Raw genomic sequence first — 20,623 nt, 5'->3', positions numbered from 1 at the left:
ATCCTAGAGTGTAACGTGTAGCAGCAAAGATGATTCGACATCCAGCTTAATGGCTGTGATATTATGGGAGACTGCTAGATACATTTAGAAAAACTAGAAATTGAATCAATCATGGCCCTGACGCAACTGCGAAAACAAGAAATCATTTCCAATTACCAAGTTCACGAAACCGACACGGGATCGGCCGATGTCCAAGTTGCCATGTTAACTGAGCGGATTAACCGCCTCAGCGAACATCTTCAGGCAAATAAAAAAGACCATTCTTCTCGCCGGGGACTGTTGAAGCTAATTGGTCAGCGTAAGCGCCTTCTAGCGTACATATCGCAGGAAAGCCGCGAAAAATATCAAGCTTTGATTGCTCGTCTCGGTATTCGTGGATAGGGAACTACCGCTTATGTCTGCTGAAGAATCTGAACGCAGTCGCTTGCCCTTTGAACCAAACAAAAAGCGCCAAAAACCCGCGAAAGCTCAAAGTAAACCAGCAGCACAGCCACAAGAATCAGGTAAACAGGCTGGTAGAAAACCGACTTACACCAAAGAAGAGATGGCTATTCCCCAAGTAGTCAGCCAGAGAATGATCCGACGGGTAGCTGGATTCTGTGGTGTACCAACAGCTTTGGGCATTAGTGCCTTAGTTGTTAGCTACCTGCTTGCTATATACTCCGATATCAAACTACCTCCCATCGCCGTGTTATTGGTGAACATGGGATTATTTGGTCTAGGGGTCTTAGGGATAACTTATGGCGTTCTTTCTGCCTCTTGGGATGAAGAAAGAGTCGGAAGTTTGCTAGGTTTGGGTGAGTTCAACACCAATTGGGGACGAATGGTAGCAGTTTGGCGCGAAACTCGGCAAAAAAACTCATAATTAATGGCGCTCAGTTATTAGGTAACTGCGGTATTGGGTAAATGAAGAAGTGAATGTTGAAGTTGAAATTTTATAACTTCAACATTGCTAATTAAAATTAGATAATCTTTTTATACCTACATCCAGCTACCCAGTAGAAAAACTACTGACTGAGCGCTATAATTTTGTTTATTTATTTTGTAAATAAATTTTGTTTTTAACTATTCGTAATTAGGTCAATAGGCAACAATAAAGTTAGCCCATTTACAAAAAATTTTACTCCATTAATAATCAGGAAGTTTCACATGATTATAGTAATGAAAAGTGGTTCCCCAGAGGCGGAAATAAACCGCATTGATGAGGAACTAAGTAGCTGGGGGCTAACTCCAGAAAAAATTATTGGTCAACACAAAGTAGTTATCGGTCTTGTCGGTGAAACTGCCAGCTTAGATCCATTACAAATTCAGGAACTTAGCCCTTGGATTGAGCAGGTATTACGGGTAGAGCAGCCTTACAAACGAGCTAGCCGCCAATACCGCCACGGTGAAGCTTCGGAAGTAGTAGTTAATACTCCTAGTGGAGCGGTAATATTTGGTGAACACCAGCCTTTGGTGGTAGTTGCTGGGCCCTGCTCCGTAGAAAATGAAGAAATGATTGTAGAGACAGCACGGCGCGTAAAGACGGCTGGAGCTAAGTTTTTGCGGGGTGGGGCATACAAACCTCGGACTTCACCTTACGCCTTTCAAGGACACGGTGAGAGTGCTTTAGATTTATTAGCAAAGGCGCGGGAAGTTAGCGGGCTAGGTATTATTACAGAAGTGATGGATGCAGTTGACCTGGATAAAATTGCCGAAGTTGCTGACGTGATTCAGGTTGGGGCAAGAAATATGCAAAATTTCTCCTTGCTCAAAAAAGTGGGAGCGCAGCCGAAACCAGTTTTATTAAAGCGAGGAATGGCGGCTACTATTGAAGATTGGTTAATGGCAGCCGAGTATATTTTGGCATCTGGGAATCCCAATGTCATTTTGTGTGAAAGGGGAATACGCACCTTTGACCGTCAGTATACGCGAAACACGCTGGATTTATCGGTAGTGCCAGTGTTGCGAAAGCTGACTCACCTGCCAATTATGATTGACCCCAGCCACGGCGTAGGCTGGTCTGAGTTTGTGCCGTCAATGGCAATGGCTGCGATCGCAGCTGGTACAGATTCTCTGATGATAGAAGTTCACCCCAATCCTGCCAAAGCTTTATCTGACGGGCCCCAATCTGTGACACCAGACCGTTTTGATAAATTGATGCAAGAGTTAGCAGTAATTGGTAAGGCAGTAGGACGCTGGCCGCAACCAGCAGTCGCTCTAGCTTAAAATTCAGTTTTAGCAATCCTAAATGAGTCGTGAAAAATATAGATAAGGAAACGAACCGCCAAGAACGCCAAGGACACAAAGGGAAGAAAGAAGAAAGAGATATAGAATTTTCACAAATGATTTAGGACTGCTATAACTAACTTCTTGTTAACTACTTATTTATTAATAAATATGAAAAAATCCCCCTTTAGAAATATTCTAAAGGGGATTTTTTAACACTAAACAAATCTGTGAAAAAAGAACTCTGCAATCAATATATTACAGGTCTTTTATCTTCTATATACGTAGCGAGCAGGTATCCACCGACGACCACGATTTGTTTGTACCCAACGTCCAGGAACCAATATTCTTCTTCTCGCTTGCACAGAGTTATTAACCCTAACCGGAGATGGTTTTTTGATTATTCTAACTGGAACCGATCGCCTTGCTGGCCGTCTGATCTGAGCATCGGCTTGGGAAGGAAGAAAGGTAACAAACATTGGTAAAATCAGCGCTGCACTAACAACCATTCTTTTAATATTCATTCGAAACTTTCCTTCTAGAATATAGACATCAAAGTGATTAAAATTTCGTAATTTATTAATCACTTTGACAAATAAATAATAGAATTTAAAAGAGCTATGCAGTAGTGAAAAAGGTAATTAGCTGTACCGTGACTAATGTCATGGATCAAAAAATAACTCTTTTTTTGAAGAAAACTATTTTTACATGGTGGTACTGTTAATACTGGAAACTTCAATTCTGATATTTGTAGCAGTGTCCACCTTATCTTTGCAACCTAAAAAAAGGACGGGCAAAATACCCATCCTATAAAATTCATTTTGAATCGATTGATATTGAAGAAGAATTCAGAAGTCAGAATTCAGGAGTCATATCATGTCCGGTTAAATAATTGTCATTGCGAACGAGGTGTTCGCGTAGCGTCTCGTAGAGATAGCAATCCCAAAAGCCTTGCGATTGCTTCCTTCCACTTCGTTGCACTCGCAATGACATATCACAAGTAATTTGCCGCACATGATATCAGAATCAATCAGTCGAGGATTCAGACCGCGCAGGGATTGTTGCACCACCAAATTTTCAATTTGGTGGGGGTCTTCAACCCGATTATTTATCCGCCAGTCATACAGAATACCCAATTAAATTCTGACTCCTGACTCCTGAATTCTGTTCGATAAAACTTTTATTGTACTGAGGTGGGGAAAGCACCAGGTTGCACAGCTACATTAATATTTTGTCCATTACGACGTAATTCTAAGCGCAAATCACCCCCGACTTGGCTATTTTCTACTACCTTTTGGACACTGCTGGCATCTGTGACTGATTGTCCGCCAAGCTTTTGGATAACATCACCAGCACGTATACCTGCTTTAGCAGCTGGTGAATTTGGTACAACTTCCACAATTAATACACCTTTATCTTCATTCACCCTCAAACCGCTATTGGGGTTTGAGTTGATACTTTGTTTTAGCTGAGGTGTTAAACCCACCATCTGAATTCCCAGATAAGGATGTTCTACTTTGCCTGTAGCTATAAGTTGATTGGAAATGCGTTGTGCTGTGTTTATGGGAATAGCAAAGCCTAATCCTTGGGCCCCTCGGATAATAGCTGTATTCATAGCAATTACCTGACCACGAGAATTTAGTAGTGGCCCGCCGGAGTTACCGGGATTAATCGCTGCATCAGTTTGAATATACTCTACTCGCTTATCGGCAGCACCGATTAGATTGCTACTGCGTCCGGTAGCACTGATGATTCCGGTAGTTACTGTATTATCTAGTCCAAGGGGGTTGCCGATCGCGATCGCCCATTCTCCTGGTTGCAGTTGATCTGAGTTACCTATGGCTACTGAAGGTAGATTGTCTGCTTGAATCTTGACAACAGCGACATCGGTTAATTCATCTTTTCCTAACACCTTACCTTCCAAGGTGCGCCCATCCTTGAGCGTCACTGTCACCGTATCAGCACCATCTACCACATGGGCGTTAGTAAGAATCCGACCATCGGCACTGATGATAAAACCTGAACCAGTCCCCCGTTCTACCCTTTCTCTTGATTGTGGCAGTTGGGAACCAAAAAAGCGGCGAAAAAACGGATCGTTAAATTCATCTGGTATCCGGCTTCTTACTGTTCGGGAAGAGTTAATCCGCACTACTGCTGGCCCGACCTTTTGCACCACCTGGGTAACAAAGTTAGGATCTGTGGCAGCTAATGAGGGAGGAGCAGCATTTACTCGACTAACTGCCAAATTAGATGCACTCTCAGCTACCTGCCGAGAATGTCCAGCCATGTAGCCACCTGCTAATGTCATACCTGATCCCAGCAACACCAGCGATAGAGAGGCGGCAGCCTTTTTCCAGGGTGCTTGATTATGGTATTTGGTGTCAGCAGTGTTGGATAAAATGCTATTTGATGGGTGTTCTCCACCACGAGGTTGGTTTTGCATTGCTGTCTGGAAAGATATTTAAATGTATTACTAATCTAGATATGATTTGTGACAGTTTTGTTGCGGGGGTATTGCGTTTTTGTGAAAGGTTTGGTATTTAACTAAACCTTATTGGAATATACTCATTCGCAGGCGCACATAGTTATCATCCGTGTAAACTTAGAGCCAGAGAGATTTATAATCGCCAATTTAAGGTTAACTTGACTGCGTGTTCCCTTACCATGTCTGAAGGAATAAAAATGTCACAGGGGAAAATCTTACTAAAACCTGGCACTTTATGGACAAGTGTTAAAGAACGAACTGAACATGCTTTGCAATGCGGGGCGCTACTGTCGATACCGACAGAATTTGAATTTGTCGAACAGGATGGCGTGCGCTTTTTGGTGCGGATTTTGTCTAACCTGAATCGCAAAAAAGCAGCTAAGGATAAACAGGAAAAACAATCTGTTATTTCTGGTCAAGAGTTTAATCCTTTTTTGCCTTATGAAGAAGATTTATTTGTGGCAGATATCTCAGATACTCATGTATGTATTTTTAATAAATACAATGTTGTCGATCATCACCTGCTAATCATTACCCGTGCCTTTGAAGAACAAGAAAGTTTGCTGACTCTGGAAGATTTTGCAGCTATGTGGTCGTGTTTAGCTGATTTTGATGGTTTAGCATTTTACAACAGTGGCAAAACCGCAGGTGCTAGTCAGCGACACAAACATTTACAATTAGTACCGCTACCACTTGCTGCTTCAGGGCCACAGATACCTATTGAACCTCTACTGATAGCAGCACAATTTCAGGACTCGAACGCAACTTTCACAAAGCTTCCTTTTGTACACGCGATCGCGCCACTAAACCCTGATTGGATGCGATCGCCATTGACAGCAGCCCAAGCAACACGAGAAGTTTATCACACTTTGCTAGCGGCTGTAGGTTTGGATGCAAGGCAATTGGGTGCTTACAATTTGCTAGCGACACGAGAATGGATGTTGATCGTACCGCGATCGCAGGAGCATTTCCAATCTATCTCTGTGAATTCATTAGGATTCGCTGGTGCTTTACTAGTAAGAAACGCAGCCGAAATGGAAATTCTCAAAGCCCAAGGGCCGATGACCATTCTCAAAAACGTTGCTCTATCTTAATCAAATTTACTCGCTAGGATGTAATCCTATCAAGTTCATTAAGAATATTGCTATCTATATCAATGTCAAATTTACGAGCAAAGTGAGCAGATGATGCCAGCAAATTTGGCAAGTCTTCCATAAGCAATGTCTTGGGATGACAACCCCCATCTGACCAATCAATATAGCGTCGTCGGTCGTTTTGCAATTTGAGATGAGGTGCATTAGCAAGTAGAGTTTGAAAATACGACTCATCTGCATACTTAAGCTTACTGTAGTGTAAGGTTAGTGCATTTCTCTCGCTATGAAAATCAATAATGTAGTTAGCAGCTTTGTTATTTGCACAAAACCATTGACTTCCACTGAAGCAAGCAAGTTTTTCTGAAAAAGGAAGGAAAGGTTTTGTTAATAGCGGATGTTCCAAGCATACTTTTAGATCCAGATTCGCTAAGTATTGCTTTGAGGAATTGAAAGAAAACGATTTTGTACAATATCGTTGATAGGAATTTTTCAACCATAACATATTTGGTCTTAGTTCATGTTTATAAGTCTCGTATGTAATTTTTTCATGCTGAATATAAGCATCATAATAATTTGAAGTCAGATCATCCAATATTTGCTTTGCAGTTTTAATGGGATAATCTGCACAACTAAGTAATACAAACCAATCGGGGCATTCTGGAACTTCGTACATTAATTTTAATGCCTGCACTGTAGCTTCTACAATAGAAAAATCTGCCCATTTAGTTTGTAAATGAGGACTTACTAGTAAAATATTTTTTGAGAGCCTATCTACAGATAAATCACATTTAGAGAAATCATGATGACAAACAATTAAAGGATAATTGAACATACTATTTAACTTATTTATCAGCCTGTAAATTTGTAATGGCTTACTATGAGTTATTAAAATAAAACCTATCGATTTACTAGGAGAATTAGACATTTACTTAAGCTTTATATAGGATTACTATTTGATCTTTGAACGAAATTAGGTTAGGACTTACGGACTTACGCAAAAATTGCCGAAAAGCTTAATTTATCGAACCGCCAAGACGCCAAGAACGCCAAGAATTCGTAGAGTGTGCGTAAGTCCTATAGGTATTGTAGAGTGTGTTAGAACGGAGTTCGTAACGCACTATTATCAAGGGTTTGATGCGTTACGCTGTCGCTAACACATCCTACGGATATTTTCAGGAATCAAACCGAATTCCTATAGCTATTGAAAATATTTTAAAATTTATCATCTGGTAAAGACGTAATTCATTACGCCTTTACAACAAGCGATCGCACCCATAGACTAAAACAAGAAAAATCTATGCCAAGAAATTGACTATCAATTCTGCAACGCTTTACTGCCCAATGTTTCATGGATAGCCGTCATGAATAGCTCATTTAGAGGGATTCCCGATGCTTTCGCCATAGAGGAAATCACGCTTTTGGGAGCAAAAGAACAATACAACCCGGCTTCTAAGAACCAAGGTTGCCCTTTTGGATCGATGCGGAAGTCAAATAAACTGTAGTGGCGACAGCCTAAAGCTTGATGGCATTCCTTAGCCACTTGCTGAACCTTTTGGGTAATCGGGTCGTTAGGGTCTACAATCCAAGACTTCATATTGTCTTTAGCAGCAAAACCCAAATTGCCATCGTCCGTTTTTTTGAGTTTATCTGCATGGCTACGGATGGGTTTCTCGTAAGGGTCTAACAGATACTCTTCAAGAGGTAAACCCACTAGCTCACCGTCTTTGACTATGATACCGCATCTGACTTCTCGACCGAGTTCGATGAATGTTTCTACGATCACCTCATCTGCATATTCAAATGCTTCCTTCAAGGCAGCGTCATATTCGGTAATATCTTTGACTAAGACTACTCCTAAAGAGTTGTCGGAATTTGCCGGTTTAATGATTGCTGGAGGTGGAATTGTTGGAATGTCTCCTTGACGGAGTAGTTCTCCACGAGGTACTTGTACCCCTGCTGCTTCGACAATTGCTTTGGTTTTGGCTTTGTGGGCTGCGATCGCCATAATATCTGGAGTATTACCAATGTAAGGGATCTTCAGCAGGTCAAATAAAGCCCGGTAGTGAGTCATTCCCGGAATACAAAACATCTGCGGTAACACGAGGTCAATGTTTTGTGCCGTTATAAACTGTATAGCTTCAAACAAAGACATTGGTTTGGCGACGGCAATATCCTCTAGATTGAGGGAAGTAGGAAATCGCCACTGGCGATCGGGTGTGATGTATGCAATCTGAAAATCATACTGCGATCGCCCCATTGCTGCTAGACAGTCTTGGGCGTAAAGTCGTGATAAGTTACAGTAAAAATCATCCTGTGCAGACCCAACTAATTGAAGAATACGAAGTGCTGGCATGATTTATCTTTTTATCTACCGTTAAAATTTATACAATATCCGTCGCAATACGATTCGGTTAAGGGTTTTTGATAAAAATCCTAAATTGTAGAGACGGCGATTCATCGCGTCTCTTGCGACGAGCATCATTACGAATTATTTTAATCTCCACCTAATTCCACCAATTTACCAATATTGAAATCTATTTTCACCCAGCCTTTGAGTTGTTGAAGATTTTTGACTAAAAGCAAGGGAATCTGCCAGTGATATAAAGTCAAAAATGGTACAGGATCATCAAGGCAATAAATGGCATCGATGCCTCGCACCATAGTCTGAAGCGATGTTTGTAGTTGTTTCCAAGAACGGATACCAGTTAGTCTCCATATTTCGTGATATATCCAGTAGGTGGGCTTGCTACTATCTAGGGGTTCCAGAGGTGCATCTAGGGGAGTTTTACCAAAATAGGCGTTTGCAACACCAGGGTGATTGTAGAACATTGTGATTGCTGAATGAGTGCGGGGATTGCATTCAATCGCGTAAGCTGTACCGTCTTCAGTTTGGATAAAATCGAAAGACACTTGTCCAGTCAGTTTCAAACTCTTGACAAAGTGTTGCACCCATTCACGGATTTGGGGATTTTCGACATTTTCATAGTTAATCTGAAAGGCAGAAGAGTCTGAACAGCAATGCAATCTTAATTCTCCATCCCGCACTGTACTATGAGTGCATAATTCTTTGCCAGGAATAAACTCTTGCATAATCCAAGGTTTTTCTGGGCTGATGGGTAAACTGTTGACGAAGGCTGCTGTCTCTTCTGGAGTGTCGCAGGGAAGTTTGGTTAAATTTAAACGGCGAACGGAGTCGTAATCAATACTTTTAAGAATATATTTGTGGGTTTCTTGACTAAAGTCAAAGTTAATAACTTGTTGAGGATCTGTGATTTTAAATGACTTGGGGACAGATAAGCCAAGCGATCGCGCCTGATCGGTAAAGGCAAATTTATCATCCAACATCTTAGTTATATCTGCATCAAAATGGAAAACTTCGCAGTATTCTGATAGTACAGGCTTTGCTAAAGAGTCATAATAGCTAGCTACAGGACTGCATACAGGTACGTAAATGTCAACATTTTCTTTCTTGACGATTTCTACTAGCGCCTGGATATAGCCTTCTGGCTCTGATTGCGGAGCCGGAACTGTGTAAAAACGATTTACCGCCTTAGAAAATCTATGACCAGACAACCAGTATTTGTGACCTTCAATCAAAATAACTCTGTGTCCTGCTGTATGGAAAGATCGGGCAAGTTGCAATGCCTTAGTCATCTTTGCCCCACTCACCAAGATAGTCAGAGGATGAGCAGCTACAACAGCTTTTTTCGGAAATGGCGATCGCACAATGCCCCACAGCAAAGATATCAAAACTATAAAAGCATTGAACGGCAAGGCTATTAGTAATAAGGTTAGAGTACCAAGAGTTTTAAATAAAGCCACTATCTTCAGCCTCACACCTGATGAAGGCGTTGTGGATTGAGGCAGAGATAAAGAAATTGATTGTGCCATAAGTCTTTCCTTTGTATTTATTGTAGAGACGTTGCATTGCAACGTCTCTACAAACTTCGTTACGCGATGCGTCTAATCAGAGTCACACCATCTCGGATGGGTAACAGAACTTGCTCTACACGCGGATCTGCGGCGACAACACGGTTGAACTGAGCGATCGCTTCACCATTGGCGGTGCGTTGTTCTGGTGGTAAGTAAACTTGTCCCTGCAACAAAGTGTTATCCACGCAGATTAACCCATCAGGAGCCAGCAATTCACTATCTAAGATGATCTGGAAGTATTCTACATACTCCTTTTTATCGGCATCAATGAAGATTAAATCAAATGATTCTTTTCTTGCTGCCAGCTTGTGGAGTGTTTCTAAAGCAGGTGCTACTTCTACAACGATTTTGTTGCCGTGGGGAGATTCCTGAAAACAAGCTTGAGCAAATTGGGCTACATAGGAGTCAACCTCACAACCTATAAGTTGCCCATCGCTTGGTAGTGCTTCTGCCATTGCCAAGGCTGAATACCCTGTAAACATTCCTACTTCTAGGATGCGCTTTGCTTTAGTGATATGAACAAACATTTTCAATGTCTGTCCTTCCAGATGTCCTGACAACATTTCTTGTTCTAGTTGGCGCACTGTTTCACCATCGCTGAAACGTTTACTCCAGTCTTCTTGACTTGTTTTTTGCGCCAATGCTGTCAAGGCACTTGATTCGGGAGTTGTGTAATCATCCAGATAGGGATCTAACCCCGCCGCTAATTGAACTCCCTGACGCAGAGAATCTAATATCTCTACGGGAATGCCACTTTCTTCTGCTAATTTCAGGGTTTGTTGTAGTTGCGCTACTAAAATACTGTGTGGCGTTATTGGCCTAGCTGTCTCTCGTCCTAAAATACTCGTCATGTCTTCAGACCCCCAAGAGTTGAGCTTCTTGACTTTCAATGTAGGCATCAACGCCTTCACCGCCACGAGGGTATTTAGCACAAAGACGTTTATGTTCAGCTAAGGCAGCATCAAGTTCTTCACGAGTCAGATCGTTGACAAAGAAGCACTCACCAATAGGCCGAGGCATGGCTGCACGTAGTTTTCCGTCTCGTGTCAAGCTTATAGAGTGGGTAGCATCCCAGAGCAAATCCCCATCTAGTAGAGGATGATCCAGTGATAGACCGATGCGACTCATTAAGTCTAGAATGCGATCGCGCTCCTCTGTTGGAATATAGCCTCGTTGTGCTGCGATGGTTGCAGATAAAGCCATATCTATATTGACGGCGTGACCATGATATAGGGGTACATGAGGCGCTAACTCTAAGGTAGGACTCCAAGTGTGTCCATATGCTATGACGCGATCAAGGTCGATTTCATGCAAGTTTGGAGTCTCTAACTCCAACATGGTTTTAATTGCTTCGTAGTTAAGTTTATGGGCAATCTCTTTAAGTTCCGGTGTCCCATTCACGTGTCCAAAGTGAGTAGAAAGTAGTTCTTCGCCATATTCGTATAGCATTTCAAACACTTGCGAGTTAGAAACTACAGCGATTTTCACCAACTCTGCCATGCCATTACGAACTTGAGCCGTTGGCAAGGTTTTCAAAAAGGAAAAATCGAGGATAACTTTCAAAGGTGCATGATATGCTCCCAAGCGATTTTTTAATTTGCGATGATTAACTGCTACCTTAATCGCTACACCTGCATCGATTAAACCGATTAACGTTGTCGGAACCCGAATGAAGTTACTCTTACGACGATAAGCAGCGCAAGCAAACCCAGCTACATCAGTAATTAAACCACCGCCAACAACTAAGACCGGTTCCTTACGAACTAAGCCAAAGTCGGAAAAAGCGTCGACAATTTTTTCAAAGCTTTCAAGGGTTTTAGCTGGCTCTGTAATGATGATGGGAAATACTGTCAGATCAATGTCATAGTGCCTAAAATATGACTTTATCTGTTGTCCATAAAGTTCATAAACATTGGCATCAATGACAGTTAAACAGCGACCAAATTTTTTATAACTATCTGCTATTTCCCTGTTTTTAATATCAAATGCACCATTCACATAGACAAGACTAAAATCGATTTTTTCGTAACCTTGTACGTGAAATGCAGTTTCTGTAGCTTCAAAGGATGCTTGAACCTTATTCATGTCTGTATGACCTTTATTGCAAAAATTGGAAGATTTCGGTAATAACTGCGATTTACACGAACGCACGCCAGCAACAGATTACGCTTTTTATCTTTATTAGATAAAAGTCATGACAAAACTAGCTTTCAATAAAAAGCTAATAAATATTGCTGACTCGTGATGTTATTAAACAACACCATTCATTTGAGTAAATTCTTTGTGTGGGTTAACCTTTAATCGGAATAACCTCAAACTAATCAACTAGTCCCACTAGCAATATATGGGCATAATGCTTGCCTGCTTCTTCCGGGATTGTTGATTTTAAATTTGGGAATTCATCTTAAATTAAGATTTATTCCACTATATTTATTTAACCTAATGGCTTTCCAATTGTACGATTCCGCAAAACTTCTACTCTAGAAAAATGCTCGTATTGTTGCTCTCCAAGCTTTAGTTTGAGATTAGAACCCTGGTTAATCGTTAGTTCGCTGTTTTTTAGCATTAATATCGCACCTTATCTCACTAAACTCCTACATTCTGTTTGCTTCAGAATGACAGTAGAATTCCTCTTGCATTCAGTCAAGTTAATGGTCAGTATTCAACATACCTACCTCAGTAACTCTTGAAAATTCAGAATTTAAATATATCTGAGTTACCAGTAACAAAACTTTAACTTTATTAAGGAACGGTTGGATGTTAAAAAATTTCTAAGTTTGCTTGAATTGGCTCTTAAGTTCTAAATTAGGTTATTTTAGCTTAAACCAGCAAACAGTTACTGGTTGGTAACTTAAAAGCACAACATGAATCATAACATTAGAAGTATACAAATCATAACAGAAGTTAATGCATTTAAGTCAATCCACTATCCGAAGTGTACTGAGCAAGCAGATATTGCTCATAAAATATGTCTAAAGATAGATATTTATACAGTAGTTTCCATAACTTCTCTTGTGAAAGGGTCACTAGCAAAGCCCACTGTAAATTTTTCTTGACTACTTAGGGACTTCGAAACCCCCAAGACCGCGCTGCCTTGTCTCTGCGGTAGCCTGGGGCAAGCCGCTTCGCGTCTAGGTTTATTTAGGTAATTTATTTCTTGGAAGTCCCTTAAGCTGTTCTCCATTTAAATTGATTGCATAAGCTGGGTGGAAGATGCCCATCCACAAGAATTATGTTTAATTCAATTCAGCCTGCTATTTGATAGCTGTTAATTTTCTCTCCAAGTCAAATAAGAAGCCGTGGATATATTCTTCAGTCCATTCAGCACCATAGAAGCGTTTAAACATCCCCCGTGCTGGATCTTTTTCAGCCCGATATCGCAGGTATCGCAGTTGGGCTTGCTCAATGGCTACTAAATTTTGGGAATCTGTTACAGCTTCTGCCTGTTCTACGAAATCCAGATAAGCTTTTAAATAGTCTTGGAAAGCGGCAAATACCTGAGTTTCTACTACAGCCGTCTCCTGGGGACGAGTCCACAAAAAAGCGGGAGAGAAAAATGGCTGTGCTTCTTCTGGGAAATCTCCTCCCCAAGATAGATGCTGTTGATGAGTATGGAAAATAGGCAGAATTGGTTCTGTATATTTTGCCTGATATGCTGGATCGTCCCGAAATAAAGGCTGCATATCCAAAGCAATTAGGTGTCCTCCTGGCAATGTCACCAGATCCGCCCCAAAAAAGGGTAAATCATAGTTAAGGTGGGGGAAAATCACAAAATTCAGCACTTGCAGCGAATTACCACCTTGGACATGAGCAGCACGAATTTGCCGTAATTTTGCAGTTTGAAAGGCGTAACTAGTGGTGACAACCTCTTCCTGATTCTTGCCCTTACCCACAATAGCGCTCTTAGACTCAAACCCAGTAGGAATCGGATAGGGTTGTAAATCTAAGCGCGATCGCATGTAGGCGATCGCATAATCAAGAAATGGCTGATAAAGTGTCACGTCGCTTTGCTCCAATTTAAAATTCTAACTTCAACCAACGATTATCTTTTGCTGGCACTAACTGCTAAAGGAACAGCATCTTCAAATAGGAACTCATGGAGAAAACGCTCCGCCCATTCATGACCAAAGTAACTGCTAAACAGACCAGATGCTGGATCGCGGTCTGCACTATATTGGTCATAGTCTTTTTGAGCTTTGACAATCCGTTGGATATCTTCAGGATCGTCGAGTGGTTTTGCATCTGCTAGCATTTGCCAATACAAGTTTAAATAATCCTGAAAAGCTTCAAACACTCGTGTTGCAACTGTTTTAGGGTCTGTTTTGGCAAACAACAGATACTTAGAAAAATACTGGTTGGCATCATAAAACTTCATTTCTAAGTTTTGCGCCAAATCCGGGTATTTATCATGAAGAGATTTCAGAGGAACTATATATTTTTTGTGATAACCTTCATCCTGAAATAAAGGCTGAAAGTCAAGCACAATCAGGTTTTTGACTTTACCAAAAGATAAGAAATCAATCCCTAACAGAGGTAAATCGTAGTGATGACTAGGATAAATCACGCTGTTAAAAATTTGGGCGCTTTCTCCGGCATCAATATAGGTATAGCGAATTTTCCGCAACTCTTGAGATTGGTAACACCAACTGCGGATGGTTGCAGGGTTTTTGCCGCGATCGCTAACTTTGAATTCCAAACTAGGGGGAATGACCCTACTTTGTAAATCAAATCGCTGAAATAGCTCTTTTTCTAAAAATTCCAGGAAAGGCTTATACATGGAGCATGATTTGTTAACCCTTGCATGAAAATAAATGATGGCAATCATGCACGTCTCATTTCTGAGAAACAAAGCAACATTCCTTAATGGGGGATTGGGAATTAATCACTTAACTCCTACCTTTTGTACAGAAGTGATTAATTGCGTCTCCTTATGCAGCAGAATTTCTAGCGATCATTTGCTCTAGCAGTTCTTGGGAAACACAACGACGCTCGGAACAATAAGTCATTAGGTTAACGCCGTTCATCATTCGCACGGTACTAACTCTGACCCGAAAATCATCAGTAATAAACCAACAACGTTCTTGACCTTGATTATTGTCATAGTCAGTATCAATGGTTAACACTCCATCGTCGGCAAACCGATACCGACTCACGACGGGAATGCTTTCAACGTAGCCTTGGTTGCGGATCAATTTTCCAAAACGCCTCGTTTCGTCGGGAACATCAACCAAAATTGCAGCATTCTCGCTATTAGGCAGCCTGGTATCTAGATTACCCTGCCATGCAAAGCTAGCACCACCTGTTGCTTTAGTAGGATCGATCCCCTGAGCTTTGCAGACTTCTTGGACTTTCGGATCGTCCTTTTCTATGACTTTAATGATCAAATTCGACTGCCCCGACTCATCCGCCGCCGAGTCAAAATGATGAACGGAGCGTTCTGTAAACCATGTCCCCTCACTTTTACGGAAGAAGTCGATCATTGACAAGGGTGGTATTAAATGCATCTGTTTTAAAACCTCGTTTTATCAAATTTTGGCGTTATTGAATACTGACTAATGAGATGAAGTCCTGATTTCGCTAAAGTGTAGAATAACTCCAAAAGTTATATTTTTATCAACTGATGACAAATAGTGAAATTCAATTTACTACTAGCGATCGCCCTAATCCGACTCCAGAAATATTAACAGCCCTCAAAGCCGGAATCCATTTAGATTGGGCGGATTTGTATCAATTCAATCTTAGAGAAGTTGATTTACAACAAGCTAACTTGAGTAAAACCAAGCTATTAGGAGCCGATCTGAGTGGGCTAGTCTTGACTAATGCCGATTTGAGTGGGGCTGATTTGCGAGGTGCTAATCTGCAAGGAACCGATTTGAGCAGGGCTAATTTGCAGGGAGCCTATTTAAACCGTGCTAACCTCCAGCAAGCAAATCTCAGTAGTGCCAATTTGGAGGAAGTCAAACTACAAGTAGCGCGTTATGATGCACAAACGAAATGGCCCCAAGAATATAACTACAAAGCTTCGGGAGCGGTGGGGCCGGGTGCTAATCTCAATGGTGCTTTTCTGAATACAGCTTCTTTACGAAACGCAGATTTACGAGGTGCTAATCTGCGTGGAGCCTACTTGAGTGGTGCTGACTTGACAGGAGCAAATTTGCAAGGTGCGGCTTTAAGTGGTGCTGACCTTACGAAAGCTTATTTGACTGGGGCTTGCTTGCGAAATGCTCGATTGACTGGAGCCGATTTGCGGAATGCAGACCTGCGAGCAACTGATCTTTATGATGTAGAGATGGAACATCTTCAAAGTATCGCTGGGGCAGATTTTACTTTAGCCCAAGGACTCGCAGAAGCAACTAAAGCTATGCTTAAAAGCCGTCCATATTCAGAACTTGATGTTTGGAACGCCTACACTCGGAAAACAACTCGTGAAAGTTTGAATGCTTGAATGTGCCAATTTTGGATTTTGGATTTTAGATTTTAATATCAAGTTCGCTTAATTACTTAATAATTCAAAACTCTCCGCGTCATATAGGAATCATATTTGATTTTTGAACAAAATTAGGTGTTGTAGTGGCGTGACAAGGCTAAAATAGTCCATTAGATGTAGGTTGGGTTGAGCAACGCGAAACCCAACATGGATCGGAGTGTTGGGTTTCGTTCCTCAACCCAACCTACAAATTTTTTCGCAACAATTTAGCCTTGCCACGCCACTACGTATGTTTTCATAAATCAAACCAGATTCCTATATCATGTTATTATTACAAGTATTCATCCGAACATGGTACTAAGTTCAAGCCGCGCTTTTTGTGGGCTAAATAAATCTAAAATCCAAAATTTGAAATGTTGTGTAGTGAGTTTACACCAGCTGCCAGTTATTTTTGAGAAGTGCTAAAAATGTAGCGTATCCTTCGGAAAAACCCGGCGGATCGGGTAGAGCATATTGAGGAAATTCTTTATACGATCGCCACGGTTCGAAAGCTTTATGTCGCAAATGTAAACCACACTCTGAGGAACCTGGTGGTCGCCAAGTCATTTGACCAGTTTGTATATCAGTCACAAATGCCTCCTCATCTCAAAAAATTTGATCTTTTCTTCCAGATTTTGGTCGATTAGCCGGATATTTTAATCAATTTTAAGGTGAAATAAGATATTGACTCTTTTTGAAATAAGTTTTATCACAACACTATTGTGGTAGTAAGTCTTCTAAAGCTGCTCCAATAACTCGGTGATCCTCATCTTGTCTGAGTTGGTTCAAGGCTGCTTTTGCTTCCGGCTCGTCAAAGCGTTTGAGGGCATAGCTAACTCGCACGCGCATCCGCCAAGATTCATCATGCACTAGCGTTAGTATTTGGGATAGTGCCCCATTATGTTGGCTAGAACTAGCTAGCAAGCCGAGTCCATCAACAGAGGATTCCTGAACTGTGAAATCTTCATCTTTTAAACCTTGAACGCAGATATCAAATAGTTCTTCAGGACAATCCATTTCTGCGATCGCAGCCAAAATGCTCCGTTTAACTAGCCAGTGGTCATCCTGATAAAATGCCAGAACTAAATGAGAAACTGCGACTCTGCTAAATAGCGATAACGAATTTGCCGCTTCAGCCCGCACATTAGGAGTATCATCAAATTTCATAATTTGCATCAAAGCAGCAAAGGAATCTGCTGATTGTTGATTTCCCAAACCCCTGGCGACAAAGGAACGCACCAAAAATTCTGAGTCATGAAGTTTACTTGTGAGCAGTGGAACTGCAACTTCTGATTCATAATCATTGAGGGCTGCGATCGCCTTTAAACGATTGTGAAAATCTGGATTCTTCAGTTCAGCTTGGATTTGATGGATTTCCATAGATGCATCTGGTAGAGCTATTCTTTACTTTATTTTACAGATGTCAAAAAATGGCGATCGCATTTGGGAAGATTTAACCCAATGTCCAATGCCCTAAACCAATGACTCAATTAAACGAAACCGTCAAAGAATTAATAGCCAAAGCGAGAATTATCAGCTTTGCTCAGTGGGAATCCCATCCAAAAGCTGCGATCGCCATATTTCAAGCTGCGGATGATGCTTTCCGCTATCTGGACGACGAAGATTTATTGCAGATTGCAACTTTGTCACCAGATAATTCTGAGTTGATTCCTGTTGCTGTATTGTTACGCGATCGCGCCGCCGAAATCGTTGATGAAGCTAGAGAACAGGTTTTAGCAACTTATCCTGAAATTACCCAGCCTGGAGGTGGACTTTATCCCCCTGAACGCGCCCAAGCTTGCTGGCGCGATTTTTGGCATTTTCTTCGCTGTATTACTTATGGCATAGCAGGTGGACACGCTGAGTATACGAATCCCACAGGACTGCACTATATGAACTTACTTTATCAAGAATTACAAGTTCCGCTAGATGCAATGCTCTTAGGCTTAAAAAGCATCAAGGCTGCTAGTTTGAAGAGGTATCCAGCCAATCAGCAGGAAACTCTTGCTCCCTATTTTGACCATTTAATCAGCCAACTGGCTACTTTCCAAATTCGATAAGGCTTGTTGTAAGCCACTAAATATGCTTACCTAAAAACCAATTTCATTCAATTTATATTACGTAACATAGTTTGATTTATTCTTGCCCACTTATCAAGATAAACTCGATGATTCAGTACGGTTAATACTCTTGCTCAAGGGAAAACAACAATATCATCACCTCTATGTCAATGGCAAATCAGATACTAAAAGCAAGCTGAAATTTCTCTAAAGCCTTATTTAACTTCACAAATTTTAACAAATATAGCTTCGGCATCGTATCAGAATGTGTAAAGGCATTAAACGATGTAAAAACTTAAATCATCAAGACCAATAAGGATTTAAAGTCTCCACGACCTCTCCTTTTTCATAGCGATGTAAAGCTTTTTAACATCTGCTGAATATCCTTCTCATAAAATTTAGTTGTTAACTGGGAGATAGTTTGAATGGCTTTTGAACCAGCATCACGATTAGGGGTCATACAATCAGCTTTCACAAGAGTATCGACGGATTCACAAACAAGGCGGCGTAATTGCCAGTATTACTCCTGTCAACTAGAGAAACTATCCACAAACTAAGCTTGGGAAAAAGATGAGCATCACAAAGATTGTTTAAAGGATAGAACTAGGGGATTAGGGATTGAGGAAGAATTTCCGCAGTACTCAGTTTCCAATGACTAAATGCCCAGTATTCATCATTCATTAAAAGCGATCGCTAATCTAAGATTTGATCAATGCCGTCAGTTGTCATATACGAAGATATCTAACGCACTTTAAAAAACAAAACTTTTACAACCGCTAGTCAGTAGCAAAAATAACTGACAACTGAGGCTAATTCTACCTACATCAGGGTTAGGATGCTCGAAAGTTTCATTTAATTCACGTTTTTAAGGAGATACTTCAATGTCACTTTGGGTTATTGATTCACCTAATGTTGAACTGCGCCCCAATACTAGCGAAAGCGAATTACAAACACTGATTCGAGCAGTTTACAAACAGGTTTTGGGCAATGCTCATTTGCTAGAAAGTGAGCGCCTAGCCTCTGCTGAATCGCAACTACGCGATCGCAAAATCAGCGTCCGCGAATTTGTCACCATCGTTGCGAAATCAGAACTGTATCAATCCTTGTTTTTCAGTTCTTCTTCCCAATATCGGTTCATAGAACTGAACTTCAAACACTTGCTAGGCCGTCCTCCTGCCGATCAAGCAGAAATTTCTCAACACGTCCGCATATATAGCGAACAGGGCTACGATGCTGAGATCGACTCCTATCTTGATAGCGAAGAGTATCAGCAAAATTTTGGCGAAAATATTGTTCCTTATCCTCGCAGCAATAGCTCCCAAATAGGGATTAAGAATGTCACCTTCAACCGCACCTTTGCCTTGTTGAGAGGAGTAGCTAGCAGCGATAGCGATCGCAAAGCCAAGCTGATTAGCGACATAGGTGCAAACTTACCCACATCCATCAAAACGCCTGTTGCTGGTTCTAGTGTAAGCAGCACCAGTAAACGCTTCTTAATTAAGGCAGTCAAAGGTTCAGCAAATCTTCGGACTCGTCTGGGCAACCTTGAATATGTAGTTAACTACAATCAACTGTCTCGGCAAGTGCAAAACATTCATAGAACTGGCGGCAAAATCATCAGTATTACTGAAGTTGCTTAATTAGGTAAATGGGGAATGGGGAATGGGGAGACAATAGAGACAGAGGAGAATTTTGTCAGTTCCCAATTCCCAATTCCCAAATGCAATTGTGGTCAAGAAAACTAGTACATAGACTGGGAGAAGAACTATTTAACCAAGAGATATCTTGGATTGTAAACTACTTTTTAGAATCACTTTTCTAATGGAAATTACTGAATTCTTTAAACTTTCAATTGGACGATGGCGATCGCAGCGTAGCGGTCATCATTTAGCATTCGCCCACTTTGAACAAGTACTATCTAACATTGACATTGAGCCTTTATCTAACGATGATCCGGCGGTACTAGCAATCTGTCAATTGTATGACATTGACGCTGGCAGTATTACCCATCCCTTTCGGATGACTTGGGAAGGCGAGTCAGATTGGGACGATAAACCAATTTCTGGTAGTACCGTACTAGTACCAATTCCAGATATAGAAAATCCTTCTAGAGGCAAACTCTTACGTGATAAAGGATACGCCGAAACAATCCCCGCAGTGGGTAAATATCATTTGAGCGACGATGGGATTTTTACCCTAGTGACAGAGTATGAACTTGCTGCGGCTGAGGAACGAATTTGGTTTGCTACCCCAAATCTGCGATTTCGGGTAGCGACAATTAAAACCAGTGATGGTAAGGGCGTGACAACAGCTTCCTTTTCTTCGGAAATTCGCTCTTTGTCTGGTTCAACCAGTTAGCAATATCAGGTTACAACAT

At 41.2% G+C, this 20,623-nt stretch carries 21 protein-coding genes; 9 read left to right on the top strand and 12 right to left on the bottom strand.

Translation table 11 applies throughout. From position 1 onward, the window contains the following. Positions 1-111: 111 nt before the first annotated feature. The 3 genes from rpsO (at position 112) to aroF (ending at position 2,208) form a co-directional block, all read left to right on the top strand. Positions 112-381 carry a 30S ribosomal protein S15 gene (gene rpsO, locus VB732_RS08835; RefSeq protein WP_041565894.1) on the top strand — a complete coding sequence of 90 codons (270 nt, stop codon included), beginning with the start codon at positions 112-114 and terminating at the stop codon, positions 379-381. 13 nt (positions 382-394) lie between these two features. After that, positions 395-865 carry a PAM68 family protein gene (locus VB732_RS08830; protein WP_323230436.1) on the top strand — a complete coding sequence of 157 codons (471 nt, stop codon included), beginning with the start codon at positions 395-397 and terminating at the stop codon, positions 863-865. Between the two features lie 284 nt (positions 866-1,149). After that, positions 1,150-2,208 carry a 3-deoxy-7-phosphoheptulonate synthase gene (aroF, locus tag VB732_RS08825; RefSeq protein ID WP_323230435.1) on the top strand — a complete coding sequence of 353 codons (1,059 nt, stop codon included), beginning with the start codon at positions 1,150-1,152 and terminating at the stop codon, positions 2,206-2,208. 269 nt (positions 2,209-2,477) lie between these two features. Here aroF and VB732_RS08820 read toward each other — a convergent pair whose 3' ends face one another. Both VB732_RS08820 and VB732_RS08815 read right to left on the bottom strand, forming a co-directional pair. Beyond that, on the bottom strand, positions 2,478-2,732 hold the full coding sequence (locus tag VB732_RS08820) for a hypothetical protein (RefSeq protein WP_323230434.1): 255 nt from the start codon (positions 2,730-2,732) through the stop codon (positions 2,478-2,480). Between the two features lie 656 nt (positions 2,733-3,388). After that, on the bottom strand, positions 3,389-4,651 hold the full coding sequence (locus tag VB732_RS08815; protein WP_323230433.1) for an HhoA/HhoB/HtrA family serine endopeptidase: 1,263 nt from the start codon (positions 4,649-4,651) through the stop codon (positions 3,389-3,391). A gap of 239 nt (positions 4,652-4,890) precedes the next feature. On the opposite strand from VB732_RS08815, the gene VB732_RS08810 reads away from it, so the two are divergent. Then, positions 4,891-5,787, top strand: coding sequence for a phosphorylase (locus tag VB732_RS08810; RefSeq protein ID WP_323230446.1), 897 nt, complete (start codon positions 4,891-4,893; stop codon positions 5,785-5,787). Positions 5,788-5,800: 13 nt separating this feature from the next. Here VB732_RS08810 and VB732_RS08805 read toward each other — a convergent pair whose 3' ends face one another. The 8 genes from VB732_RS08805 to VB732_RS08770 all read right to left on the bottom strand — a co-directional run bounded on the left by VB732_RS08805 (position 5,801) and on the right by VB732_RS08770 (position 15,224). After that, positions 5,801-6,712 carry a beta-1,6-N-acetylglucosaminyltransferase gene (locus tag VB732_RS08805; protein ID WP_323230432.1) on the bottom strand — a complete coding sequence of 304 codons (912 nt, stop codon included), beginning with the start codon at positions 6,710-6,712 and terminating at the stop codon, positions 5,801-5,803. 390 nt (positions 6,713-7,102) lie between these two features. Beyond that, complete coding sequence (locus VB732_RS08800) at positions 7,103-8,140, bottom strand: D-alanine--D-alanine ligase (protein WP_323230431.1); 1,038 nt, start codon at positions 8,138-8,140, stop codon at positions 7,103-7,105. Between the two features lie 140 nt (positions 8,141-8,280). Beyond that, positions 8,281-9,678 carry an ATP-grasp domain-containing protein gene (locus VB732_RS08795; RefSeq protein ID WP_323230430.1) on the bottom strand — a complete coding sequence of 466 codons (1,398 nt, stop codon included), beginning with the start codon at positions 9,676-9,678 and terminating at the stop codon, positions 8,281-8,283. Between the two features lie 59 nt (positions 9,679-9,737). Continuing rightward, on the bottom strand, positions 9,738-10,571 hold the full coding sequence (locus VB732_RS08790) for an O-methyltransferase (protein ID WP_323230429.1): 834 nt from the start codon (positions 10,569-10,571) through the stop codon (positions 9,738-9,740). Between the two features lie 4 nt (positions 10,572-10,575). Continuing rightward, a complete protein-coding gene (locus VB732_RS08785; RefSeq protein ID WP_323230428.1) occupies positions 10,576-11,805 on the bottom strand; it encodes a sedoheptulose 7-phosphate cyclase in 1,230 nt (409 codons plus the stop codon). 1,169 nt (positions 11,806-12,974) lie between these two features. Further along, positions 12,975-13,721: a phycoerythrobilin:ferredoxin oxidoreductase gene (locus VB732_RS08780; RefSeq protein WP_323230427.1), complete on the bottom strand. Its 747-nt coding sequence runs from the start codon at positions 13,719-13,721 to the stop codon at positions 12,975-12,977. A gap of 41 nt (positions 13,722-13,762) precedes the next feature. Continuing rightward, positions 13,763-14,497: a 15,16-dihydrobiliverdin:ferredoxin oxidoreductase gene (locus VB732_RS08775; RefSeq protein ID WP_323230426.1), complete on the bottom strand. Its 735-nt coding sequence runs from the start codon at positions 14,495-14,497 to the stop codon at positions 13,763-13,765. 151 nt (positions 14,498-14,648) lie between these two features. Continuing rightward, positions 14,649-15,224, bottom strand: a complete 576-nt coding sequence (locus VB732_RS08770; RefSeq protein ID WP_323230425.1) for a phycobiliprotein lyase — start codon at positions 15,222-15,224, stop codon at positions 14,649-14,651. A 116-nt stretch (positions 15,225-15,340) separates the two neighbouring features. Between VB732_RS08770 and VB732_RS08765 the strand changes: the two genes are divergently transcribed. Further along, complete coding sequence (locus VB732_RS08765; protein ID WP_323230424.1) at positions 15,341-16,165, top strand: pentapeptide repeat-containing protein; 825 nt, start codon at positions 15,341-15,343, stop codon at positions 16,163-16,165. A gap of 411 nt (positions 16,166-16,576) precedes the next feature. Here VB732_RS08765 and VB732_RS08760 read toward each other — a convergent pair whose 3' ends face one another. Together VB732_RS08760 and VB732_RS08755 are read right to left on the bottom strand one after the other, a co-directional pair. After that, positions 16,577-16,777 carry a hypothetical protein gene (locus tag VB732_RS08760; protein ID WP_323230423.1) on the bottom strand — a complete coding sequence of 67 codons (201 nt, stop codon included), beginning with the start codon at positions 16,775-16,777 and terminating at the stop codon, positions 16,577-16,579. A gap of 126 nt (positions 16,778-16,903) precedes the next feature. Then, positions 16,904-17,566 (bottom strand): HEAT repeat domain-containing protein, encoded by a 663-nt coding sequence (locus tag VB732_RS08755; protein ID WP_323230422.1) that lies wholly within the window; start codon positions 17,564-17,566, stop codon positions 16,904-16,906. A 101-nt stretch (positions 17,567-17,667) separates the two neighbouring features. On the opposite strand from VB732_RS08755, the gene VB732_RS08750 reads away from it, so the two are divergent. From VB732_RS08750 to VB732_RS08735, 4 genes are all read left to right on the top strand, one after another. Then, positions 17,668-18,246 carry a phycobilisome protein gene (locus tag VB732_RS08750; protein WP_323230421.1) on the top strand — a complete coding sequence of 193 codons (579 nt, stop codon included), beginning with the start codon at positions 17,668-17,670 and terminating at the stop codon, positions 18,244-18,246. Between the two features lie 489 nt (positions 18,247-18,735). Further along, positions 18,736-18,783, top strand: coding sequence for a hypothetical protein (locus tag VB732_RS08745; protein ID WP_323230445.1), 48 nt, complete (start codon positions 18,736-18,738; stop codon positions 18,781-18,783). Positions 18,784-19,127: 344 nt separating this feature from the next. Further along, a complete protein-coding gene (locus VB732_RS08740) occupies positions 19,128-19,886 on the top strand; it encodes a phycobilisome rod-core linker polypeptide (RefSeq protein ID WP_323230420.1) in 759 nt (252 codons plus the stop codon). Between the two features lie 181 nt (positions 19,887-20,067). Continuing rightward, positions 20,068-20,604, top strand: coding sequence for a phycobiliprotein lyase (locus tag VB732_RS08735; protein ID WP_323230419.1), 537 nt, complete (start codon positions 20,068-20,070; stop codon positions 20,602-20,604). Positions 20,605-20,623: the final 19 nt, after the last annotated feature.

The organism is Nostoc sp. UHCC 0252 (assembly GCF_034931145.1).
Taxonomy (GTDB): Bacteria; Cyanobacteriota; Cyanobacteriia; order Cyanobacteriales; family Nostocaceae; genus Nostoc.
This window is presented reverse-complemented; position numbering and strand designations above follow the sequence as displayed.

Bases quoted from the DNA above. Each gene is read 5' to 3' on its own strand.
- VB732_RS08750 (WP_323230421.1), top strand. From the start codon at position 17,668: ATGACTCAATTAAACGAAACCGTCAAAGAATTAATAGCCAAAGCGAGA.
- VB732_RS08785 (WP_323230428.1), bottom strand. From the start codon at position 11,805: ATGAATAAGGTTCAAGCATCCTTTGAAGCTACAGAAACTGCATTTCAC.
- VB732_RS08770 (WP_323230425.1), bottom strand. From the start codon at position 15,224: ATGCATTTAATACCACCCTTGTCAATGATCGACTTCTTCCGTAAAAGT.
- VB732_RS08820 (WP_323230434.1), bottom strand. From the start codon at position 2,732: ATGAATATTAAAAGAATGGTTGTTAGTGCAGCGCTGATTTTACCAATG.
- VB732_RS08830 (WP_323230436.1), top strand. From the start codon at position 395: ATGTCTGCTGAAGAATCTGAACGCAGTCGCTTGCCCTTTGAACCAAAC.
- VB732_RS08740 (WP_323230420.1), top strand. From the start codon at position 19,128: ATGTCACTTTGGGTTATTGATTCACCTAATGTTGAACTGCGCCCCAAT.
- VB732_RS08790 (WP_323230429.1), bottom strand. From the start codon at position 10,571: ATGACGAGTATTTTAGGACGAGAGACAGCTAGGCCAATAACGCCACAC.
- VB732_RS08735 (WP_323230419.1), top strand. From the start codon at position 20,068: ATGGAAATTACTGAATTCTTTAAACTTTCAATTGGACGATGGCGATCG.
- rpsO (WP_041565894.1), top strand. From the start codon at position 112: ATGGCCCTGACGCAACTGCGAAAACAAGAAATCATTTCCAATTACCAA.
- VB732_RS08775 (WP_323230426.1), bottom strand. From the start codon at position 14,497: ATGTATAAGCCTTTCCTGGAATTTTTAGAAAAAGAGCTATTTCAGCGA.
- VB732_RS08765 (WP_323230424.1), top strand. From the start codon at position 15,341: ATGACAAATAGTGAAATTCAATTTACTACTAGCGATCGCCCTAATCCG.
- VB732_RS08800 (WP_323230431.1), bottom strand. From the start codon at position 8,140: ATGCCAGCACTTCGTATTCTTCAATTAGTTGGGTCTGCACAGGATGAT.
- VB732_RS08810 (WP_323230446.1), top strand. From the start codon at position 4,891: ATGTCACAGGGGAAAATCTTACTAAAACCTGGCACTTTATGGACAAGT.
- aroF (WP_323230435.1), top strand. From the start codon at position 1,150: ATGATTATAGTAATGAAAAGTGGTTCCCCAGAGGCGGAAATAAACCGC.
- VB732_RS08795 (WP_323230430.1), bottom strand. From the start codon at position 9,678: ATGGCACAATCAATTTCTTTATCTCTGCCTCAATCCACAACGCCTTCA.
- VB732_RS08815 (WP_323230433.1), bottom strand. From the start codon at position 4,651: ATGCAAAACCAACCTCGTGGTGGAGAACACCCATCAAATAGCATTTTA.
- VB732_RS08755 (WP_323230422.1), bottom strand. From the start codon at position 17,566: ATGGAAATCCATCAAATCCAAGCTGAACTGAAGAATCCAGATTTTCAC.
- VB732_RS08805 (WP_323230432.1), bottom strand. From the start codon at position 6,712: ATGTCTAATTCTCCTAGTAAATCGATAGGTTTTATTTTAATAACTCAT.